Consider the following 15,831-nt stretch of genomic DNA (forward strand, 5'->3'; position numbering starts at 1 on the left):
CTGCCTTTTTGAGACAGCCTCTATTTTTATGCTATTTTCTTTTATCAGCTTAAGTATCCTTTCATCTAGTGGACGCTGGATCGACTGATGTTATTTTAGGCAGCTTTTTTTTGCGTTATCGACACCAATAGCGTTCACCATGATGAATCCCGATGAATTAATAGCTGATCACATCACCTGACCGTCCTTTGGCATCAAATACTTTAAATAAGTATTTTTTTCCGTTCTGGAAAGGTATCGGACCACTCACCAGTTTTGATTTCAATGTTGGCGTACTTCCATTATCGCTATAATAGACTTTAAACCCAGGATAATCGGTGTTGATAAGAAGCTGGTTACCCTCTTTCTTGATCCCAATTTTTGGAAGTCGATAGGTATAGCCCCCATTTACCCTATCCAGTTTTCTCAATTCATCCTCACCTAATTTTTTGATAAAGGCGGTATACGATTTGCGGTAAGTAGCTTCGTCGAAAGAATCCCCTTTTTCCCAGGCCTGTTCAGGTGCCCAAGCGCGATCGGCAATCGCTATTAATCGTGGAAATATCATTTCCTCAAGACGCTGGTCAGTGGATACCTTTTCTGCCCATAAAGCACCTTTAATACCAAGGAGATTTTTCTTCCCTTCGGCTGTAAGCTGTTCTTTATTGGTGTAAGCCTCTGGTTTAAGATCTTTTCCAGTATCATCCTTCCGTAGATTGATGAAGAAATTTTCAGGAGAGAACGAATAGGTTCTATTCAGATTAACCGTGCCTACCCAGCTGTGTCCTGGATCTGCAAAGTCACGGTCCCAAGACATATCGAGGTAGTTGTTTGCCGCACTCGTGTAAACAACTTTATAACCAGCATTTGCCAATCGATAAGCGAGGTCTTCCTGTCCTTGGCCAGGGAGATTGTTCCATACATTCAAATGGATGCCGGATTTTCCCAGATCGGCATTTACAACCATGCCTTTTCCTTTATTGCGCATACCCATTTCTTCCCATCCCGACATCGTCAATCCTTTTTCTTGAACAAGGCTATTAATTTTGGCAATATACAGTGGCCATACATCGAGTACATTGGCGATATTATTCTCCTTCATAAAGGCCAACACCTTGGGCGATTTCTCCCAAACACCACTTGGCGTTTCGTCGCCGCCCAGATCGATAATTTTCAACGGAACTCCAGCTTGATCATGTATTGCTTTGATTTCATCGATCACCTTGCTCAGGAAGTGATAGGTTGAAGGTAGGGCAGGGTTCATGACATTGTCATTCCAGTTTTGTGCAGAGTTGTAAACGGACTTGTCCTCTGCATCGTCCAGCAAGAACTCCTCTGCCTTCTGTTTATCGCCAAGTTTTGAATAATGGGCAAAACGCGCCCGCATTGCTTTAATCGCTGCACGCGCATGACCAGGAGTTTCTACTTCGGGTATGACATCGATATGTCTTGCCTGTGCATATTTTAAAATTTCAATATAGTCAGCAACACTGTAGAATTGATGCGATTTGGTGGTCGCTCCAGAACCATAAGCAGACTGTATCGCTTTTCCATCCTCAAAATTAGCCGAACGATTGGCTCCGATAGCCGTTAATTCAGGTAGCGAAGGAATTTCCAATCGCCAACCTTCGTCGTCAATGAAGTGGAAATGGAATTTGTTCAACTTGTAAGAAGCCATGAGATCCAATATTCTTAAAACCTCGGCTTTGCTATGGAAATTACGGGCAGCATCCAGCATAAATCCACGGTAGCCATAACGTGGACTATCTTCAATGTTACCGTATGGTAAAGCGATTGATTTTGTGGCTTTATTCCATTGATTGTGATTGATCAACGATTTTAAAGATTGTATGGCATAAAATGCACCGGCTTTATCGGAAGCTTCTATTCGTATACCTTTTGTACCAATCGTCAAGTGATAGGATTCCGGCTTTAAGTTATTTGCTTTGACAATCTCGATGCCACCCTGAGGGCTAGATGAAGCCGTTAGCTTAATACCTGAATATGCTGAAAAAAAGTTTGTCAGAAAGTCCGATTCGCTCGCAAAATCCTTATCGACAAAAAGTTTTGTACCTGTCGATAGATTGAATTTCTCGTTATTATTGATGCTGATATTACTTGGTAAAGGAATGACATGTTGTGCTGCTGTCCCCTCCACAAGCTTGTTTTGATCGTATTTATAAGCAAAGTAATCTGTTTTTTCAGCGTCCGACTGGGGAGCGATTTTAACAGCAGAATAATCCGAAATATTTGTTGCAAGCCCAGTTTTATTATTTTTTAGGTATAGACCAATTGGCCCATCCGTATAATTGACCAGTCCGGTTGTGATAAAATCAATGTGGATCGTATCTTGCGCATTTAATGAAAAGTTATTTTTCTTAAAGCTAACCTGAAAGAGATCCCCGTTTCGGTGGTCTATCGCAAAACGTTTGTCGACCTTATCGGGATCGATAGATCGGATAAAATTAAACCAAAGGCTCCAGTCGTTGAGTTGAACAGCACTTTTCCCCTTGTTTTTTAAAATTAGGGTAGAAACCGGATTTTTACGGATATTCTCTCCGTCTTTGACCTTCCAGGTGAGCTGCAGTTGATCTGCGATTGCACTCGATTTCTGAGCATAGGCTTCCTGGCTTAACAAAGCCAAGCCTAGTCCGGCATAGAGTAGCGGTTTTTTGATTTTTTTTAAATTAGTCATGTTGGTTACTTTTTCAATGACTTTAAATATAGCTATTTTAGAGGGTTTTATGATCTATTTCAAAAAAAATGAATAAAAAAAAGATAAAAATTTTGACAGATTTATAAATATTTCTATATTTGCACACCGAAACAGAAAACGGCCCGTTCGTCTAGGGGTTAGGACGCAAGATTTTCATTCTTGAAACAGGGGTTCGATTCCCCTACGGGCTACAGATCTAAAAGTCAAAACGTACAAAAGCCTGCAAATTAAACATTTGCAGGCTTTTTTGTTTTTCAGTATCTACAAAACCTATAATAAATCCAAAGAAAAAAGTGAGTCATTCAGTGAGTCATTTTCGCTCATTTACTCACTCACTGAAATGACAATAACATTCTTATAATCAATATGTTTAAAAATCAAACATCTTGATCTGTTTTAGTTGCAAGGCTAATTTTGCATCGCTGAAATTTGTTTTTCAGTGGTGATGCAGAGCTCGCCGCAAAGGCGGCTCGGTTTGTTTCACTTAAATGATGTTGTCATGAGTACAAATTATTCCTTGCTTTTCTATCTGAAGAAACCAAAAAATTATGTTAGCGGCCCCAAGTCGATCTACATGCGGATTACCGTAGATGGTATCCCAAAAGAAGTTTCCACTGGACGAGAATGCTATCCGTCCAAATGGAATTCTAAAGCCAACCGTGTGAAAGGCACAACAGAAGCTGTCAAGACCCTGAACAGCTATCTTGATACCCTCGTAACTAAAATAAGTACGATCCATACCGCTATGACGGCTGCCGCAGAGAAAATCACAGCGGAATCGATCAAACTTAAGTATCAGGGAAAGGATACTAAATGTAAAAATTTCTTAGATGTCTTCAGGGAGCATAATATGCAGATGGAAGCATTGCTCGGCAATGGATTCAAGCCCAATACACTCAAAGGATATAAAACCTCTTTATTGCATGTTTGTGAATACCTTGAGAAAGAATTTAGACTAGCAGATATCGACACAAAAAAGATTGACCATGCTTTTGTCACAGGCTACGAATTCTTTCTTCGTGCCACGATAGGCTGTTCAGCCGTGTCGGCAGCAAAATACATGAAGCACCTTCGCAAGATCATCAAGGTATGTATCGCGCACAGATGGATAACGGACGATCCATTTGCCTTTTATAAGATCAAGGTCAAAGCTAAAGAGAAGGAATTTCTGACAGATGCGGAACTTCGGAGGATAGAAGAAAAGAACTTCAAAATACCAAGACTTGCACATGTCCGCGATATCTTTGTCTTTTGTTGTTACACTGGACTTTCCTATGCAGATGTAAAGAAACTAAAATGGATTGATATTTCTGAAGGAGTGGATGGAAAACTCTGGATCTTCACCAGCAGAGAAAAAACCGAAACGTCGTCAAATATTCCACTACTTCCCAAAGCTCTTGAAATCATTGAAAGGTATCGTGATTATCCGCCGTGCATAGCCAAGGATATGGTTCTTCCAGTTCTCAGCAATCAGAAAATGAACAGCTATCTTAAAGAAATAGCGGATGTGTGTGAGATAACAAAAGAACTCACTTTTCACAAATCACGTCATACGTTCGCCACTTCTGTTACATTGGCAAATAGTGTACCTATCGAAACTGTTTCCAAGATGCTTGGACATACGGACATTAAGACTACGCAGCATTATGCGAAGTTATTGGACAATAGGGTCGCAATAGACATGGAAAAACTGGAAAGAACGATCGAGAATAAAACTGCGCCAACAGGTCATGCTAAAATCGCAGCGCTATGGGCCACCTAAGGTGCTTACTCTAATAAAGGCAAATCATAGTCGAAGAAATATTGCTTAATTCAGGAAGAAAGCGATGTTTTCATACATCGCTTTCATATTACATATTTGTAGTAAGAATTTAGAAATTTAGATATAATAGTTTATTTATCGCCAATTGCTCAATGAACCGACATGCCTGTACCTAGTACCGGATAAGCCTGATCAATCCTACAGGAGGTATTATCACTACCAGCCAGAAAATTGACGGGCCCTATCCGAGTGGATTACTATACGGAAGCTATCCATGCTGTTCAGCTGAGCGATGTTCTAGACCCATCTGATATGCCAGCAACAGTTAAAGAATCTTAACAAGGAACATAATAAACAAACTTTCGAATAGGGTACTAGGAAGATAAGCTATTGGGCAATATTGCTTTTATGCTATTAGGCTTGCCCTCCTGCTATCGAATCACGCTGTTTGGAACTGAGATTCGTTCTGAGTACAAAAAAATGAAGTGTTTTAATACGCGCAAGTTGTGTTTTCGGGGACCCCGAAAACCATCTTGCCTTTACTCTGCAATGCCTCAATTGGGGCATTGCAGGGTAAAGGGAGAACAACCTTCGCAACTCGGTCTTTCTTTCCAAATCTGGGGATAGCGCAAAATAGGATTTGCAAAATGCTAAAATGTGGTATTTTGTATCATCTATTCAACTAATTTTCTCAAGACTTATTTGAGAAATTAACGTCTGAGACTACTACCCCTGTCCTGTCCATCGTCATCCTGTTCCCATGGCTTTCGGTCTGGGGTAGCAATTCGAAGAATATACCCGTCGTCTTCTTTGAAAGCGTTACTCGCTTCAAGCACATGGTGCATAGCGGAGAGATCTTCTCCCTTAATCGTTTCGCTGAACAACTGTGCTCTTTGCAACATTCGGATAAAGGTATCAGGTTCCTGCCTGCGTGTCAATTGTCTGAGTGCGCCAAGGTAATCGTCCCGGAAAACGGTTGGTATAATGATCTTGGTCTGTCCCTGGCTGGTCAGCTCAGCATTCATCATCACTCTCGCCAATCTCCCATTTCCATCCAAAAAGGGATGTACCTCGCTGATCATAAACATCATGAATGCAGCTTTGGCAAAAGGGTGCCTTAATGCTCTGTAGAAATCAAACCCCTGTACCAATGTACCTCCAACAAGCTCATGGTCGACAAATTCAGTATCACCAGCCCGGTTGTTGCGGTCCTTGAACTCGCCCGGATTTTTGTCAGGTCTGGCAGTTAGCATGGTCTTATGCCGATAGCGAAGGATATGAATGAGCTCATCAGAATTCTTGGGGACAACCTGCATTTCCTCACGATTACTGACCATTTGGTAAGTTCCCAGTATATCGTGAGAATCTTCTCCCCTTGCGGGCAAGGGTTTTCCGCTATCAATGATCTTCAGAGCCTCTTCTACCTCAAAACGGGTACCCTCGATAAAGTTAGAGAAGTAGGCTTCGTAGAAGGCAAAATTGCGGAAGGCCCTGGTTGTTTGGTTTGCGTCATATATATCCGCAAACTCACGCTGCTGCAATTCCACAAAGAGCTTTTCGAAGAGGTCCAACCGTGCCGGATCATACGGATGCCCAAATGCCCGGGCAATGGCCACCGGGGATTTCAGGATACCCGAGGGCTTAGTCGACAGCATTGCGCCGACCATCCGGTTCAGCTTATCGAACTCCCTATCCATACCCAGCCTGGTACTGATTTCACTTGCACGGTCCCGCAATTCATTTAGTCCCTGTTCGCCTTTAACCCGTACGATCTGATCCAATTTTTCTTCTATCTGAGGAATTGTCCATGTTTTGGACTCCCCTCCAACTTTACGGGATTCCTGAAGATTCTCCAATAATGCACGGTCCTGTCCTGAGACATAGAGTCCATCGGAAAAAAGTAAATCTCCTGGGAGTGGCCCTTGTCCCTGCATTAAGTTCAACGTAAGGCCCGGGAGTTTGACCTTTCTATCATAGGAATAAGTTAGAAAGATATCACCAGTATCAGTAGGTTTAAATTCAAGGGCGGAGCGGTGACTGAGCAAAACACCTGGATATAGATGCCCGATGATCTTGAACCTATTCCGAAGCACGATAGCCTCCGGAGCTTCCTCCAAATTTGGGGTATATATCTTCGGTGCAATCTTCTTCAGTTTTCCTTCTTTGACAAGCTTGCCAATGGCTCTGCTTATGTTGGAATCGCTGGAAGAAAACAGTATCTCCTGTAGGTGTAATGGGATATCCTTGTCCATGATCTTTACAAACTTTTGAGATTAATTATAGTAATCAACATGTCAGCACAAATTTTTCAAACTAACAAAGTGTATTTATGCGAATTTTTCAAACTAATTTAAGTAAAAATACAGATTTTTCAGATTTGTATCGGAAAGCTATAATTACTTTTTTCAAAAATTTCCTACTAAACTCTTCAAAAAAGCTTTGGTCTACAAATTTTTCCGGATAAACCTGTCTGTTTTTACAAATTATTTTAATTATGGAGCGGTTAGCTCTCCTATCAAGGGGTACATAGGAACTCAGGGAGACCGGATTCCTGCTTTTGGAGAAAGGAAAGTATACGCCACTGTAAAGTTCATTTTTCAGCACCCCGTCGTTCAGATCGGCAGTATCCTTTTTGATTCTATTGAAATAATTAAACATCTTTATCAGGAATAGAAGTTTTGTCCTGCCGAGTTTAGGGGAAAGATGTTCAAGTCTGCGATTCACTTCCATAGAGAAGCGGACGCGTCTTGTGTTTTCATTAGATCTAGCCATTGCTGTCAGAATTATTGTTAGCGATAAACCTAAATCTGCTGGCCCTGGTAGGGTGCCAGGAGGGGATGTACTCCAGATAGCCATATAAGACGAGTTCGGAAAGGCATTTATGATAGGTAGCGATTGAACGGATCCGCGAAAAATGCATCAGTTTCCTGCGGCTGGTATAGAAAAAATCATGAAAGCCGGGTTGCTTATGAAAATAAAAAAGTGCCATAACCAGTTCGATATGTGATGGCAGCAGTCTATTATCTTTTGCGATGTGCTCAAAGTAAACTTCAAAGTCATGGTCTTGTGTATTGTTATCCATTACCTTCTCCTCCTTCCATCATCTTATCCACATCGTTGGCGCGATAATAAATGCTACCGCCGATTTTCTTGAATGGGAGCGTGCCTGTGATCCGCAGGTTTTGTATCGTACCCGGAGATATTTTCAGTTTCTTTCTTACCTCACGGCTGCGGAAGCATTCCCTTTCGGCGTCAGTTTTTTCGTTTGTTAGGATCTGTCTGATTTCTTCGAGCAGTTCTTTCTTGAACTGCGACAGGTCTTCTTTTGTCAGGATGTCTAATAGCATGGTATACCAATTTTGTGAACAATATGTACCCCGGTTATACGCGGGGCCACTGCTACAAAGTTGGGATCTGGCGATGAAGTTTGGATGACCAACTCGGCGCGATGGTCATGTTCAGGGATCAAACAGGATGGGATCAATCCTTCTTTTTAGGAACGATGACGAATAGTTGCCGATCTTCTGGAATTTTTACTTCCTTCTGTGAATTATCTTTACCTACAAAATAATTTTTAGCAGTATCTATACTGATCTTCTTTTTGTTATTGCTAAAATAATTGGACACAATTTTATAATAGGGACTGAGCATATCCTTTCGTAACAAGGGAGCGCCGTTAGGAAGCTTTAATTTTTGCATCTGTTGAAATAGGTCGATCACTGTGGTATGATAATCATCGTATATTTCGATCTTGCGCATTATCGTGAAATCGGATAGCTTTTTATTCTCCTCCTGTAGTTTTGCGATCAGTTCATCTTTTTCCTTGAGAAGAATATCATTTGGGCGAACATTCCACCTGTCCTTTGGTGATAGGAAATCCAGAAATCCGCTCAGCTTTTTGATATTGGAAACGTAAAGTGGATGTTTCTTGGAAAATGGGTTCTGGTGATTGAAGTAATCTATCCTGGTAGAAACGATGTACCAAAGGTGGGAAAAGAACTCCTTCTCTGTTCGGTCTCCAGCCGATAGATAATATTTTAGATGGTACCTATAGTAATCATCAAAAGATTTCTCTTTCATACCGTATATCTTCAGTAGGAAATGATTGTCTTCATAGCCCCTTTTAAGCCCCATGATAGTTCCCAGTTTAAATGGATGTGGATCGAAATCGAAAGCTCTTCTGGGATTAAAGTAATATAATGCCATAACTCTAATTTAGCGAAAAAATATTTTCTTAATAAAAAGATGGATATGGCCTGTTTAGTGTAAGAAGTTATATTCGGCAAATCTGTCTGAGGTTTTCAACTTTTTTGTATATTAAAGAGAGAAAGGACGCCAAGGCGTTTCATCTTCTTTAATGAATTTTTTCATATTTAGGTTTTTATAATGAAACTCCTGCTTTAGTCTCCCAATGACAGGCAGGAGTTTTTTATGCAGTCCTCTTATTAACTCCTCATATTTTTATATAGTTATCTGGCCTATTGTTAAGGAATCGAATATGATTTAAAGTATACTACTCAGTATACCAAAAATGAGCTTTACGATATTGTAGAGGCTATAGAGTATCCCCGGAGGATACTCTAAACCCCATTTGCAGGGCATGGGGCAAGAAAAGTAGGGCTCTGCCCAACTTCTGCTTGCTCCATTGTATCGTCCTGTTATGGGTTTACACATTTTTAATGATCGTCCTGCAATAGATTTACAACTGCGTCGTAATCCTGAAATGCGTTTACAATGTTACTATTTTTTTGATAATAATTCCTCCATAGTCTGTCGGGTTTTCGATTTTGTTCATGAACTAGCTCAGGAGTAAGGTTTCCGAGACTCATGTGGGGACGTTCCTCGTTGTAAAGTGTCACAACAAAATCCAGTACTGTATCGTCCTATTATGGGTGTACACATTTTTAATCCCTGCTATATTTATCCACCGCCATTTTTTAACTTATTTAGGACGCCTCTGACTGAATAAGATTATTATTACCTAAATAAAACAATAATCTTATTTTAAGTGATATTTACCTGCTTCACGCGAAATAAGACAGGTGGAGCGGATTTTTATCCTTGCGCGATGTTAAGAACAAAAATTTATTATGTGTATAATTTTGTGTTTTTATTTTTAAAATTGTATAATTGAATAAATTTTTATTAATCATACACTAAATTTGAACCTTTCTAATGATTATAACCTATTCAATACAATGAAAGTATCAATATTACTTATTATTGCAGCCATAGTTTATATTATTTCCGCTTGGTATAATATTGGGTATTATCATGCAGATGAACATTACCAACTTATAGAGTTTTCAGGTCTAAAATTGGGTTGGAATAATAAGAATAACCTCGCATGGGAGTTCCACAGCATGATACGTCCAAGTTTTCAAGTTTGGGTTTGTTATCTCCTTTTTGGTTTTTTCAACATTTTAGGCATTAGCGACCCTTATATTCTATCTTTTATCCTCCGCTTGGTAACTGCTTTTCTAGCCATTGTTGGAATATATGTATTTTATAAACGGTCGAAATATATGCTGCCGTTAAATAATCACTTCGTATATGCGTGTTTATCATTTTTTATCTGGTTTATTCCTTTTGTAAGTGTGCGATTCTCTTCTGAGACATGGTCCGGAATATTGTTTATGTTTGGTTTATCCTTTTTATTAACCCAGAACGGTTATAAAAGGCGAAATTTTTATCTAGCAGGATTATTTATCGGTCTCTCATTTCTTTGTCGGTTTCAAACAGGAATTATGGTAATAGGAATTATTGCCTGGCTGATTGTTATACGAAAGTATTCTTTAACGAAGTTGGCTGAAGTTATTATTCCTATTTTCATAGTTATTCAGATCGGTCTGGCTTTGGATTTTTTATTTTATGGAGAGTGTGTCGTAACTTTTTGGAATTATTTCAAAGTTAATATTCTTGATGATGTTTCGTCAAACTATGGAGTATCTCCGTGGTGGACTATTCCTGCTTATTTGGTAGAGCAACCATTGGTACCAATTGGCTCATTAATTGTCCTGAGTTATATCGTTATATGCATTGGATATCCAAAATCCCCCATTGTATGGTGCACCTTACCTTTTATTCTGATACATTCATTGATTCCACACAAAGAATTACGTTTTCTATTTCCCTTGGTATGGTTTGTTCCTTTTACCGTTATGCTTGCTTTTTCTCGCCTAATGATGCTAAAACGATTAATTTCAGATAAATATTTAAGTGCTGTCAAATTTATTGGGGTTGTCGCAGCAATAGTATTACTTATATTGAATTCTGTTGCTTTGTCTTATGCGATCTCCACTCCTGTAGGTTATCGCCAGAAGTGGTTAACCAAGAAAATTAGAGATGATTTTCAAGGAGGTCCTGTTAAGATTATTCATACTTCTTCAGGGAATCCATTCGAGCCTTGGCCTATTTTGGAAGAAAATTTTTATAAAGAGAAAAATATTTCCTACCAAAGAATAGAACATTGGAGAGATATCGAAAAATATATCTGTATAAGATCTGATACAATTTACCTATTGGCGATGCGTAGGTTTGACAACCTTACTAGTTCCTCTTTGAAAATGGATTCACTAAAGACTAAAGAACTATTTACTACAGAGCCAGGTATAGCTATCAATACCTTTGGACTATCAGAAGATCTAAATACAAATTATTTTATCATTCATTCAATAACAAAAAAAAATGAATAGATCGGAATTTTCTAAAATGCTAAAATTTGCGATAGCTGGAGGGGCTGGATTGTTTATAGACATGGGGTTAACATTACTTTTTAAAGAGGTTTTGGGTTTTAATGTTTACATAGCTCATATTATAGGATTTTTATGTGCAGTCTGTAGTAATTATCTCCTAAATAAGTATTGGACTTTTAAAGAAAGAGATATGGTAAGTGCCGCTCAGTTTGTTTTTTTTCTAGCGGTCTCCTTTGTAGGATTCGTTTTGAGCTTCTCTAGCTTGTTTGTTTTATATAATTACATGGTGATAAATTTTTATTTGTCAAAATTGATTTCCATTGGAATAGTATCCATTTGGAATTATTCGATCAATAGATATGTGGTTTTTAGAGATCAAGAAGATAAAATAGAAATTTAAAATTAATAAAATCATCATTAAAAATGTCAAAAGCTGCTTTAATAAAGTTTATTCAGTCCGATAGGTTCGCTTATCTACTTATTTGTTTTTTGGGAATCTGTTCCTATTTTACCGCATTTGGCCACGATTTCCAGACCCTATGGGACGATCAATGGGTTGCAATAAATAGTTACACAGCGGAAGGGGTGACTTATTCTAATTTATATAGGATTATTTCTGAATTTTATCGTGGACAATATGCGCCGGTAAATCAACTATATTATTCCACACTTTACTATATTTTTGGATATAATGCTTTTGCTTTTCACGCAGGTAGTGTATTTTTTCACATATTTAATGCCATCCTAGTATATTTATTCATTAAAAGACTTTCGACTGTCCTTAAATTATCCGTAGATACTACACATCTTATTTCGTTAGTAACTGCAGTCCTATTTGTTGTGCATCCTGTTGCTGTTGAGTCAGTTGCGTGGATTGCGGCGTCAAAAGTTGCCATATATGCATTCTTTTATTTAGCAGGTCTCTTAAGTTATTTGAATTACCTCAATAATAAAAGCTGGCTAAGTTTTGTACTTGTTATAGTTCTATTTCTATTATCGTTCGGCGCTAAAGAGCAGGCCGTTACATTACCTGTCTGCTTAGTTCTTATTGATTATCTTTATCAGAGAGATTTTCGAAATAAGCAAGTTTATTTTGAAAAAATCCCTTTTTTTGTTTTGGCTATTATATTAGGATATGTTACTATGCTTTCCCAGCAGGCTTACGATGAAGGTGTACTAAGTCATAAAGCACAATATCCCTTTTATCAACGGATAGTATTCGCTAACTACGCTGTCATTGAGTACCTGACTAAATGTCTTATTCCTATTAAACTATCATATATTTATCCATTTCCTATTCAGATCGGAGAGAAATTACCTATCAGGTTCTGGATTTACCCAGCAATCAATGGAGTTTTGTTACTATTAGTATATGTCAATTTTCGTAATAGGATTTTAATATTTTGGAGTTCTTTCTTTTTGCTACATCTGGCTGTTGCGCTACATATCATACCTATTGGTCGTTTCACGATTACCGCAGATAGGTACGTATATATATCACTGATTGCTGTCTGTTTTGGTTTAACGTATCTGATAATATGTTTATGGAAGTTTAAATCACGATATAAATACCTTCTACTGTCGGTCTACGGTTTCATCCTCTTTGTTTATTCTATCCAAAGGGTAAGAGTATGGAAGAATTCAGATACATTGAAAAGAGATATGAGAGAAATATTAAAAAATCGAGAAGAGAGTAATTCAGTTAATAATAATAATCAAATTTTTTAAACAAAATCAAAAACAATGAAAAAAAGCAATGTTTTAAAGGGATTAGGTGTCACCGCGCTAACCCTAGGTCTATTTTTTAATTTGCAGTATGCACTAATTGATTACGGCATGCACAATAATTCACTCGGAACTCAATTGACTGCGCAGACCAATAGCAATGGCGGGAGTTCTGGTGGAGATGGGTCAGGCGGCGAAGGCACAGGTACAAGCGGGGGTGGCTTGCTTTGGAAAAAAGCGTATACTAACACGGATTGTACCTATAGGAAAACTACTACTTACTGGGTAAAAGGTGGGATAATCTATTACGGCTGGGTTGCTGGTGCAGTAGAGACCACAAGTGAGCTTGAATTTACAGGAAAAATGACTAGATGCGATGACGGGTGGAATTTCTGCCTTAGTGGTTGTGAAGGGGCAGGGACTTCAACTTAAAAACGAAAGTTGAAATGATGCTGTCTGGTCATTAAGACAGCATCAATTTATTGTTTAACAATTTTAATAAATACATATTAACACATTAAATTTATATGCCAGTCTATCTAGCACTTTATAATCGGAGCATGACTTTATATTCATGTCTCTTCTTTTTATTTATCACTCTCAATTCATGTTATAGCTCCGACAAACCTTCAGATCGTAAGTTTCAAAGTTTCGAAAACGCTCAAGCAGATTCTCTTTCATTTATTAAAATGGATGATAATTCATCACCGACAAAAATAAAGCTATCAAATCTTAATGAATCTAGTAGAATTCTAGATCTAAATAATATTGTAGAAAGTGTGAAGTATATTTCACTTGAGACAAGTCGAGAATCTCTAATTTCTGGAATTGAAAAAATGTCAATTTATAAAGATCATATTTATATACTAGATAATTTAAATAAATCACTCCTGGTTTTTTCTAATACAGGTAAGTTTATTCGAAAAATTGGAAAATATGGTAAAGGGCCACATGAGTTTATTAATCCAATTAACTTTATTATTCATGAAGATAGAATTCTGGTTTTGGATGATAAAAACAGTAAGATTTTAATTTATTCTATAGAAGGAGAATATTTAGAAGAGACAGCTGTTGGTTTTCGTTTTAATGACTTTCTTATAGCTAGTGATAGTACATATATAGTCAACACTGATACTAGAACAAATCATCACAATAAAGCTATTGAGAATTATAAACTTTTAATTGTGAACAAAACTTGGAAGGCTTTAGCAAGAGGAAATCTTTATGATTCGTACCAGTGTGGTGAAATTACATTTACACGTGATGCACTATATCGCTCTAGTAATAAATCCATCTTATACAACCCAATGTTTTCTTATCATATATATGAATTTAAAAATAATAATTTTTATTCAAAATACACTTTTGATGCCCCAGGCATGACGTTACCCGAAAATTTTGAATGTGGTCTTAATTACGATGATTTCTCAAATAAATATGACGGACAAAATTCTCCATATGCCTTTATAGATAAGCCTATAATTGAATCACCTAACTGGTTGATTACAACATTTAGGCACAAAGCACAAAATGCATTCATGTTTTACAATAGGAATTCAGGTGAAACATATTGGGGTGTTTTCTATGACGACGATGCTAAATCTTTTGTCTTTTTAGCGCCTATAAAAGGTATGACAGACAGGGGACAATTTTATAGTCACACTAGTTCATTGGATTTAAAAAATAGATATTTAAAATATGAAAAAAATACTGGCAAAAAAAATGAAATGTTGATTAATATTAATGAAGGTGATAATCCTGTTATCATATTATATGATTTAAAAAAATAAAGCCGTTAGTACCACAATTAAATTTCTATAAATGGATGTAACATGTAATTTTCACTGTTAGTTATGTTTAATATTAAATTGTCATTATTATCCTTATTACGGTATATATGCGTTGCTTCGCTTTTTTTTAAGTCTTGTATTTTGACTTCTTGCACAAGGAGTAATGCTATAAATGAAAACAAAAAATCAGTTCAAATTGGCCATTTTTCAGAGCCACCTTCTTCGGTATCAACAATAGTTGTAAATAGTAACATATTCCAAAGTGAATTAATAGCTAATGGTAAGCTCCTAGCGCTTGAAAAAAGTGACCTTCATTTTGAGACCTCAGGAGTAATTAGTGAGCTAGAGGTGTCTGAAGGACAATATGTCACAAAGGGGCAGGTTATCGCAAAATTGGATGATACAGAACGAAAATTGTTATCATCTCAACTAAACGTAGATAAGCAAAAAGCTCAATTAGACTATGAAGATCAACTTTTGAGATTAGGATATCGGTTACAGGATACTTCTAAATTAAATATGGAAATTAAAAGGATTGCACGTTTGAGAAGCGGATTGACTTCTGTGGATTTGATGATTGAAAAGAATATTTTGGAATTAAATAAATTAATACTCCGGGCTCCTTTTGCAGGGTACATTGCAAACCTTAAAATGCGTGCACATAACTTGACAAACTCTAATGCAGTATGTACCCTACTTGGCTCCCAAAGTTTAATTGTTGAGTTTAAAGTTCTAGAACAAGAATTGAACTCCGTTAGAAAAGGGAATAGTATTAGTGTTACGCCTTTTAGTTTAATAGGGAAAACCTATAGTGGACAAGTTACTAGCATAAACCCTATTGTTGATGGCTCTGGGATGGTTACAGTTTGTGCTCGGATACAAAACGATGGTATATTATTGGACGGTATGAATGTAAAAATTTCTGCAAAACAAAGTTTCAGTAAAATTATAAGCTTGCCTAAGGAGGCAGTTCTTGATCGACAAGATCGTAAGATTGTATTTACCCATCAAGATGGTAAAGCGAAATGGAATTATGTAAAAATTGCGCACGAAAACAGTACTCATTTTGCAATCAGCTCTGGTTTGGAAGAAGGTGACGAAGTTATTATTAAAGGAAATTTCAACCTAGCTCATGGTAAGAATATCCAAGTAGATAATGATTAA

The 15,831-nt window shown here is 37.5% G+C and carries 12 protein-coding genes and 1 tRNA gene; 8 read left to right on the top strand and 5 right to left on the bottom strand.

Annotation, left to right across the window (positions count from 1 at the left end):
* Positions 1-157 precede the first annotated feature (157 nt).
* Positions 158-2,674 carry a family 20 glycosylhydrolase gene (locus B2O97_RS19485; RefSeq protein WP_115045977.1) on the bottom strand — a complete coding sequence of 839 codons (2,517 nt, stop codon included), beginning with the start codon at positions 2,672-2,674 and terminating at the stop codon, positions 158-160.
* A gap of 140 nt (positions 2,675-2,814) precedes the next feature.
* Here B2O97_RS19485 and B2O97_RS19490 point away from each other — a divergent pair.
* Positions 2,815-2,886: transfer RNA gene (locus B2O97_RS19490), tRNA-Glu, on the top strand.
* Between the two features lie 308 nt (positions 2,887-3,194).
* Positions 3,195-4,457: a site-specific integrase gene (locus B2O97_RS19495; RefSeq protein WP_115049348.1), complete on the top strand. Its 1,263-nt coding sequence runs from the start codon at positions 3,195-3,197 to the stop codon at positions 4,455-4,457.
* A gap of 710 nt (positions 4,458-5,167) precedes the next feature.
* Here B2O97_RS19495 and B2O97_RS19500 read toward each other — a convergent pair.
* From B2O97_RS19500 to B2O97_RS19515, 4 genes are all read right to left on the bottom strand, one after another.
* Positions 5,168-6,709, bottom strand: a complete 1,542-nt coding sequence (locus B2O97_RS19500; RefSeq protein ID WP_070565846.1) for a Fic family protein — start codon at positions 6,707-6,709, stop codon at positions 5,168-5,170.
* Positions 6,710-7,221: 512 nt separating this feature from the next.
* Entirely contained in the window at positions 7,222-7,539 is a 318-nt protein-coding gene (locus tag B2O97_RS19505) for a hypothetical protein (protein WP_115045974.1), read from the bottom strand.
* Positions 7,532-7,804: a helix-turn-helix domain-containing protein gene (locus B2O97_RS19510; protein ID WP_115045973.1), complete on the bottom strand. Its 273-nt coding sequence runs from the start codon at positions 7,802-7,804 to the stop codon at positions 7,532-7,534. The genes B2O97_RS19505 and B2O97_RS19510 overlap by 8 nt, the downstream gene beginning before the upstream one ends.
* A 133-nt stretch (positions 7,805-7,937) precedes the next feature.
* Positions 7,938-8,663, bottom strand: a complete 726-nt coding sequence (locus B2O97_RS19515) for a TMF family protein (RefSeq protein ID WP_115045971.1) — start codon at positions 8,661-8,663, stop codon at positions 7,938-7,940.
* A 992-nt stretch (positions 8,664-9,655) separates the two neighbouring features.
* Between B2O97_RS19515 and B2O97_RS19520 the strand changes: the two genes are divergently transcribed.
* The 6 genes from B2O97_RS19520 to B2O97_RS19545 all read left to right on the top strand — a co-directional run bounded on the left by B2O97_RS19520 (position 9,656) and on the right by B2O97_RS19545 (position 15,831).
* Complete coding sequence (locus B2O97_RS19520) at positions 9,656-11,152, top strand: hypothetical protein (protein ID WP_115045969.1); 1,497 nt, start codon at positions 9,656-9,658, stop codon at positions 11,150-11,152.
* The gene (locus B2O97_RS19525; protein WP_115045968.1) at positions 11,145-11,552 is read left to right on the top strand and encodes a GtrA family protein; all 408 of its coding nucleotides are present in this window, start codon (positions 11,145-11,147) and stop codon (positions 11,550-11,552) included. Before B2O97_RS19520 ends, B2O97_RS19525 begins: the two co-directional genes overlap by 8 nt.
* Before the next feature lie 23 nt (positions 11,553-11,575).
* Complete coding sequence (locus B2O97_RS19530) at positions 11,576-12,880, top strand: hypothetical protein (protein WP_115045966.1); 1,305 nt, start codon at positions 11,576-11,578, stop codon at positions 12,878-12,880.
* A gap of 15 nt (positions 12,881-12,895) precedes the next feature.
* A complete protein-coding gene (locus B2O97_RS19535; RefSeq protein WP_115045964.1) occupies positions 12,896-13,309 on the top strand; it encodes a hypothetical protein in 414 nt (137 codons plus the stop codon).
* Between the two features lie 257 nt (positions 13,310-13,566).
* Positions 13,567-14,667 carry a 6-bladed beta-propeller gene (locus B2O97_RS19540; RefSeq protein WP_167450432.1) on the top strand — a complete coding sequence of 367 codons (1,101 nt, stop codon included), beginning with the start codon at positions 13,567-13,569 and terminating at the stop codon, positions 14,665-14,667.
* A 63-nt stretch (positions 14,668-14,730) separates the two neighbouring features.
* On the top strand, positions 14,731-15,831 hold the full coding sequence (locus B2O97_RS19545) for an efflux RND transporter periplasmic adaptor subunit (RefSeq protein ID WP_115045961.1): 1,101 nt from the start codon (positions 14,731-14,733) through the stop codon (positions 15,829-15,831).

The organism is Sphingobacterium sp. UBA865, assembly GCF_002295765.1.
Classification (GTDB): Bacteria; Bacteroidota; Bacteroidia; order Sphingobacteriales; family Sphingobacteriaceae; genus Sphingobacterium; species Sphingobacterium multivorum.

Coding starts and splice junctions, on each gene's coding strand:
- B2O97_RS19485 (WP_115045977.1), bottom strand. CDS start 2,674: ATGACTAATTTAAAAAAAATCAAAAAACCGCTACTCTATGCCGGACTA.
- B2O97_RS19495 (WP_115049348.1), top strand. CDS start 3,195: ATGAGTACAAATTATTCCTTGCTTTTCTATCTGAAGAAACCAAAAAAT.
- B2O97_RS19500 (WP_070565846.1), bottom strand. CDS start 6,709: ATGGACAAGGATATCCCATTACACCTACAGGAGATACTGTTTTCTTCC.
- B2O97_RS19505 (WP_115045974.1), bottom strand. CDS start 7,539: ATGGATAACAATACACAAGACCATGACTTTGAAGTTTACTTTGAGCAC.
- B2O97_RS19510 (WP_115045973.1), bottom strand. CDS start 7,804: ATGCTATTAGACATCCTGACAAAAGAAGACCTGTCGCAGTTCAAGAAA.
- B2O97_RS19515 (WP_115045971.1), bottom strand. CDS start 8,663: ATGGCATTATATTACTTTAATCCCAGAAGAGCTTTCGATTTCGATCCA.
- B2O97_RS19520 (WP_115045969.1), top strand. CDS start 9,656: ATGAAAGTATCAATATTACTTATTATTGCAGCCATAGTTTATATTATT.
- B2O97_RS19525 (WP_115045968.1), top strand. CDS start 11,145: ATGAATAGATCGGAATTTTCTAAAATGCTAAAATTTGCGATAGCTGGA.
- B2O97_RS19530 (WP_115045966.1), top strand. CDS start 11,576: ATGTCAAAAGCTGCTTTAATAAAGTTTATTCAGTCCGATAGGTTCGCT.
- B2O97_RS19535 (WP_115045964.1), top strand. CDS start 12,896: ATGAAAAAAAGCAATGTTTTAAAGGGATTAGGTGTCACCGCGCTAACC.
- B2O97_RS19540 (WP_167450432.1), top strand. CDS start 13,567: ATGGATGATAATTCATCACCGACAAAAATAAAGCTATCAAATCTTAAT.
- B2O97_RS19545 (WP_115045961.1), top strand. CDS start 14,731: ATGTTTAATATTAAATTGTCATTATTATCCTTATTACGGTATATATGC.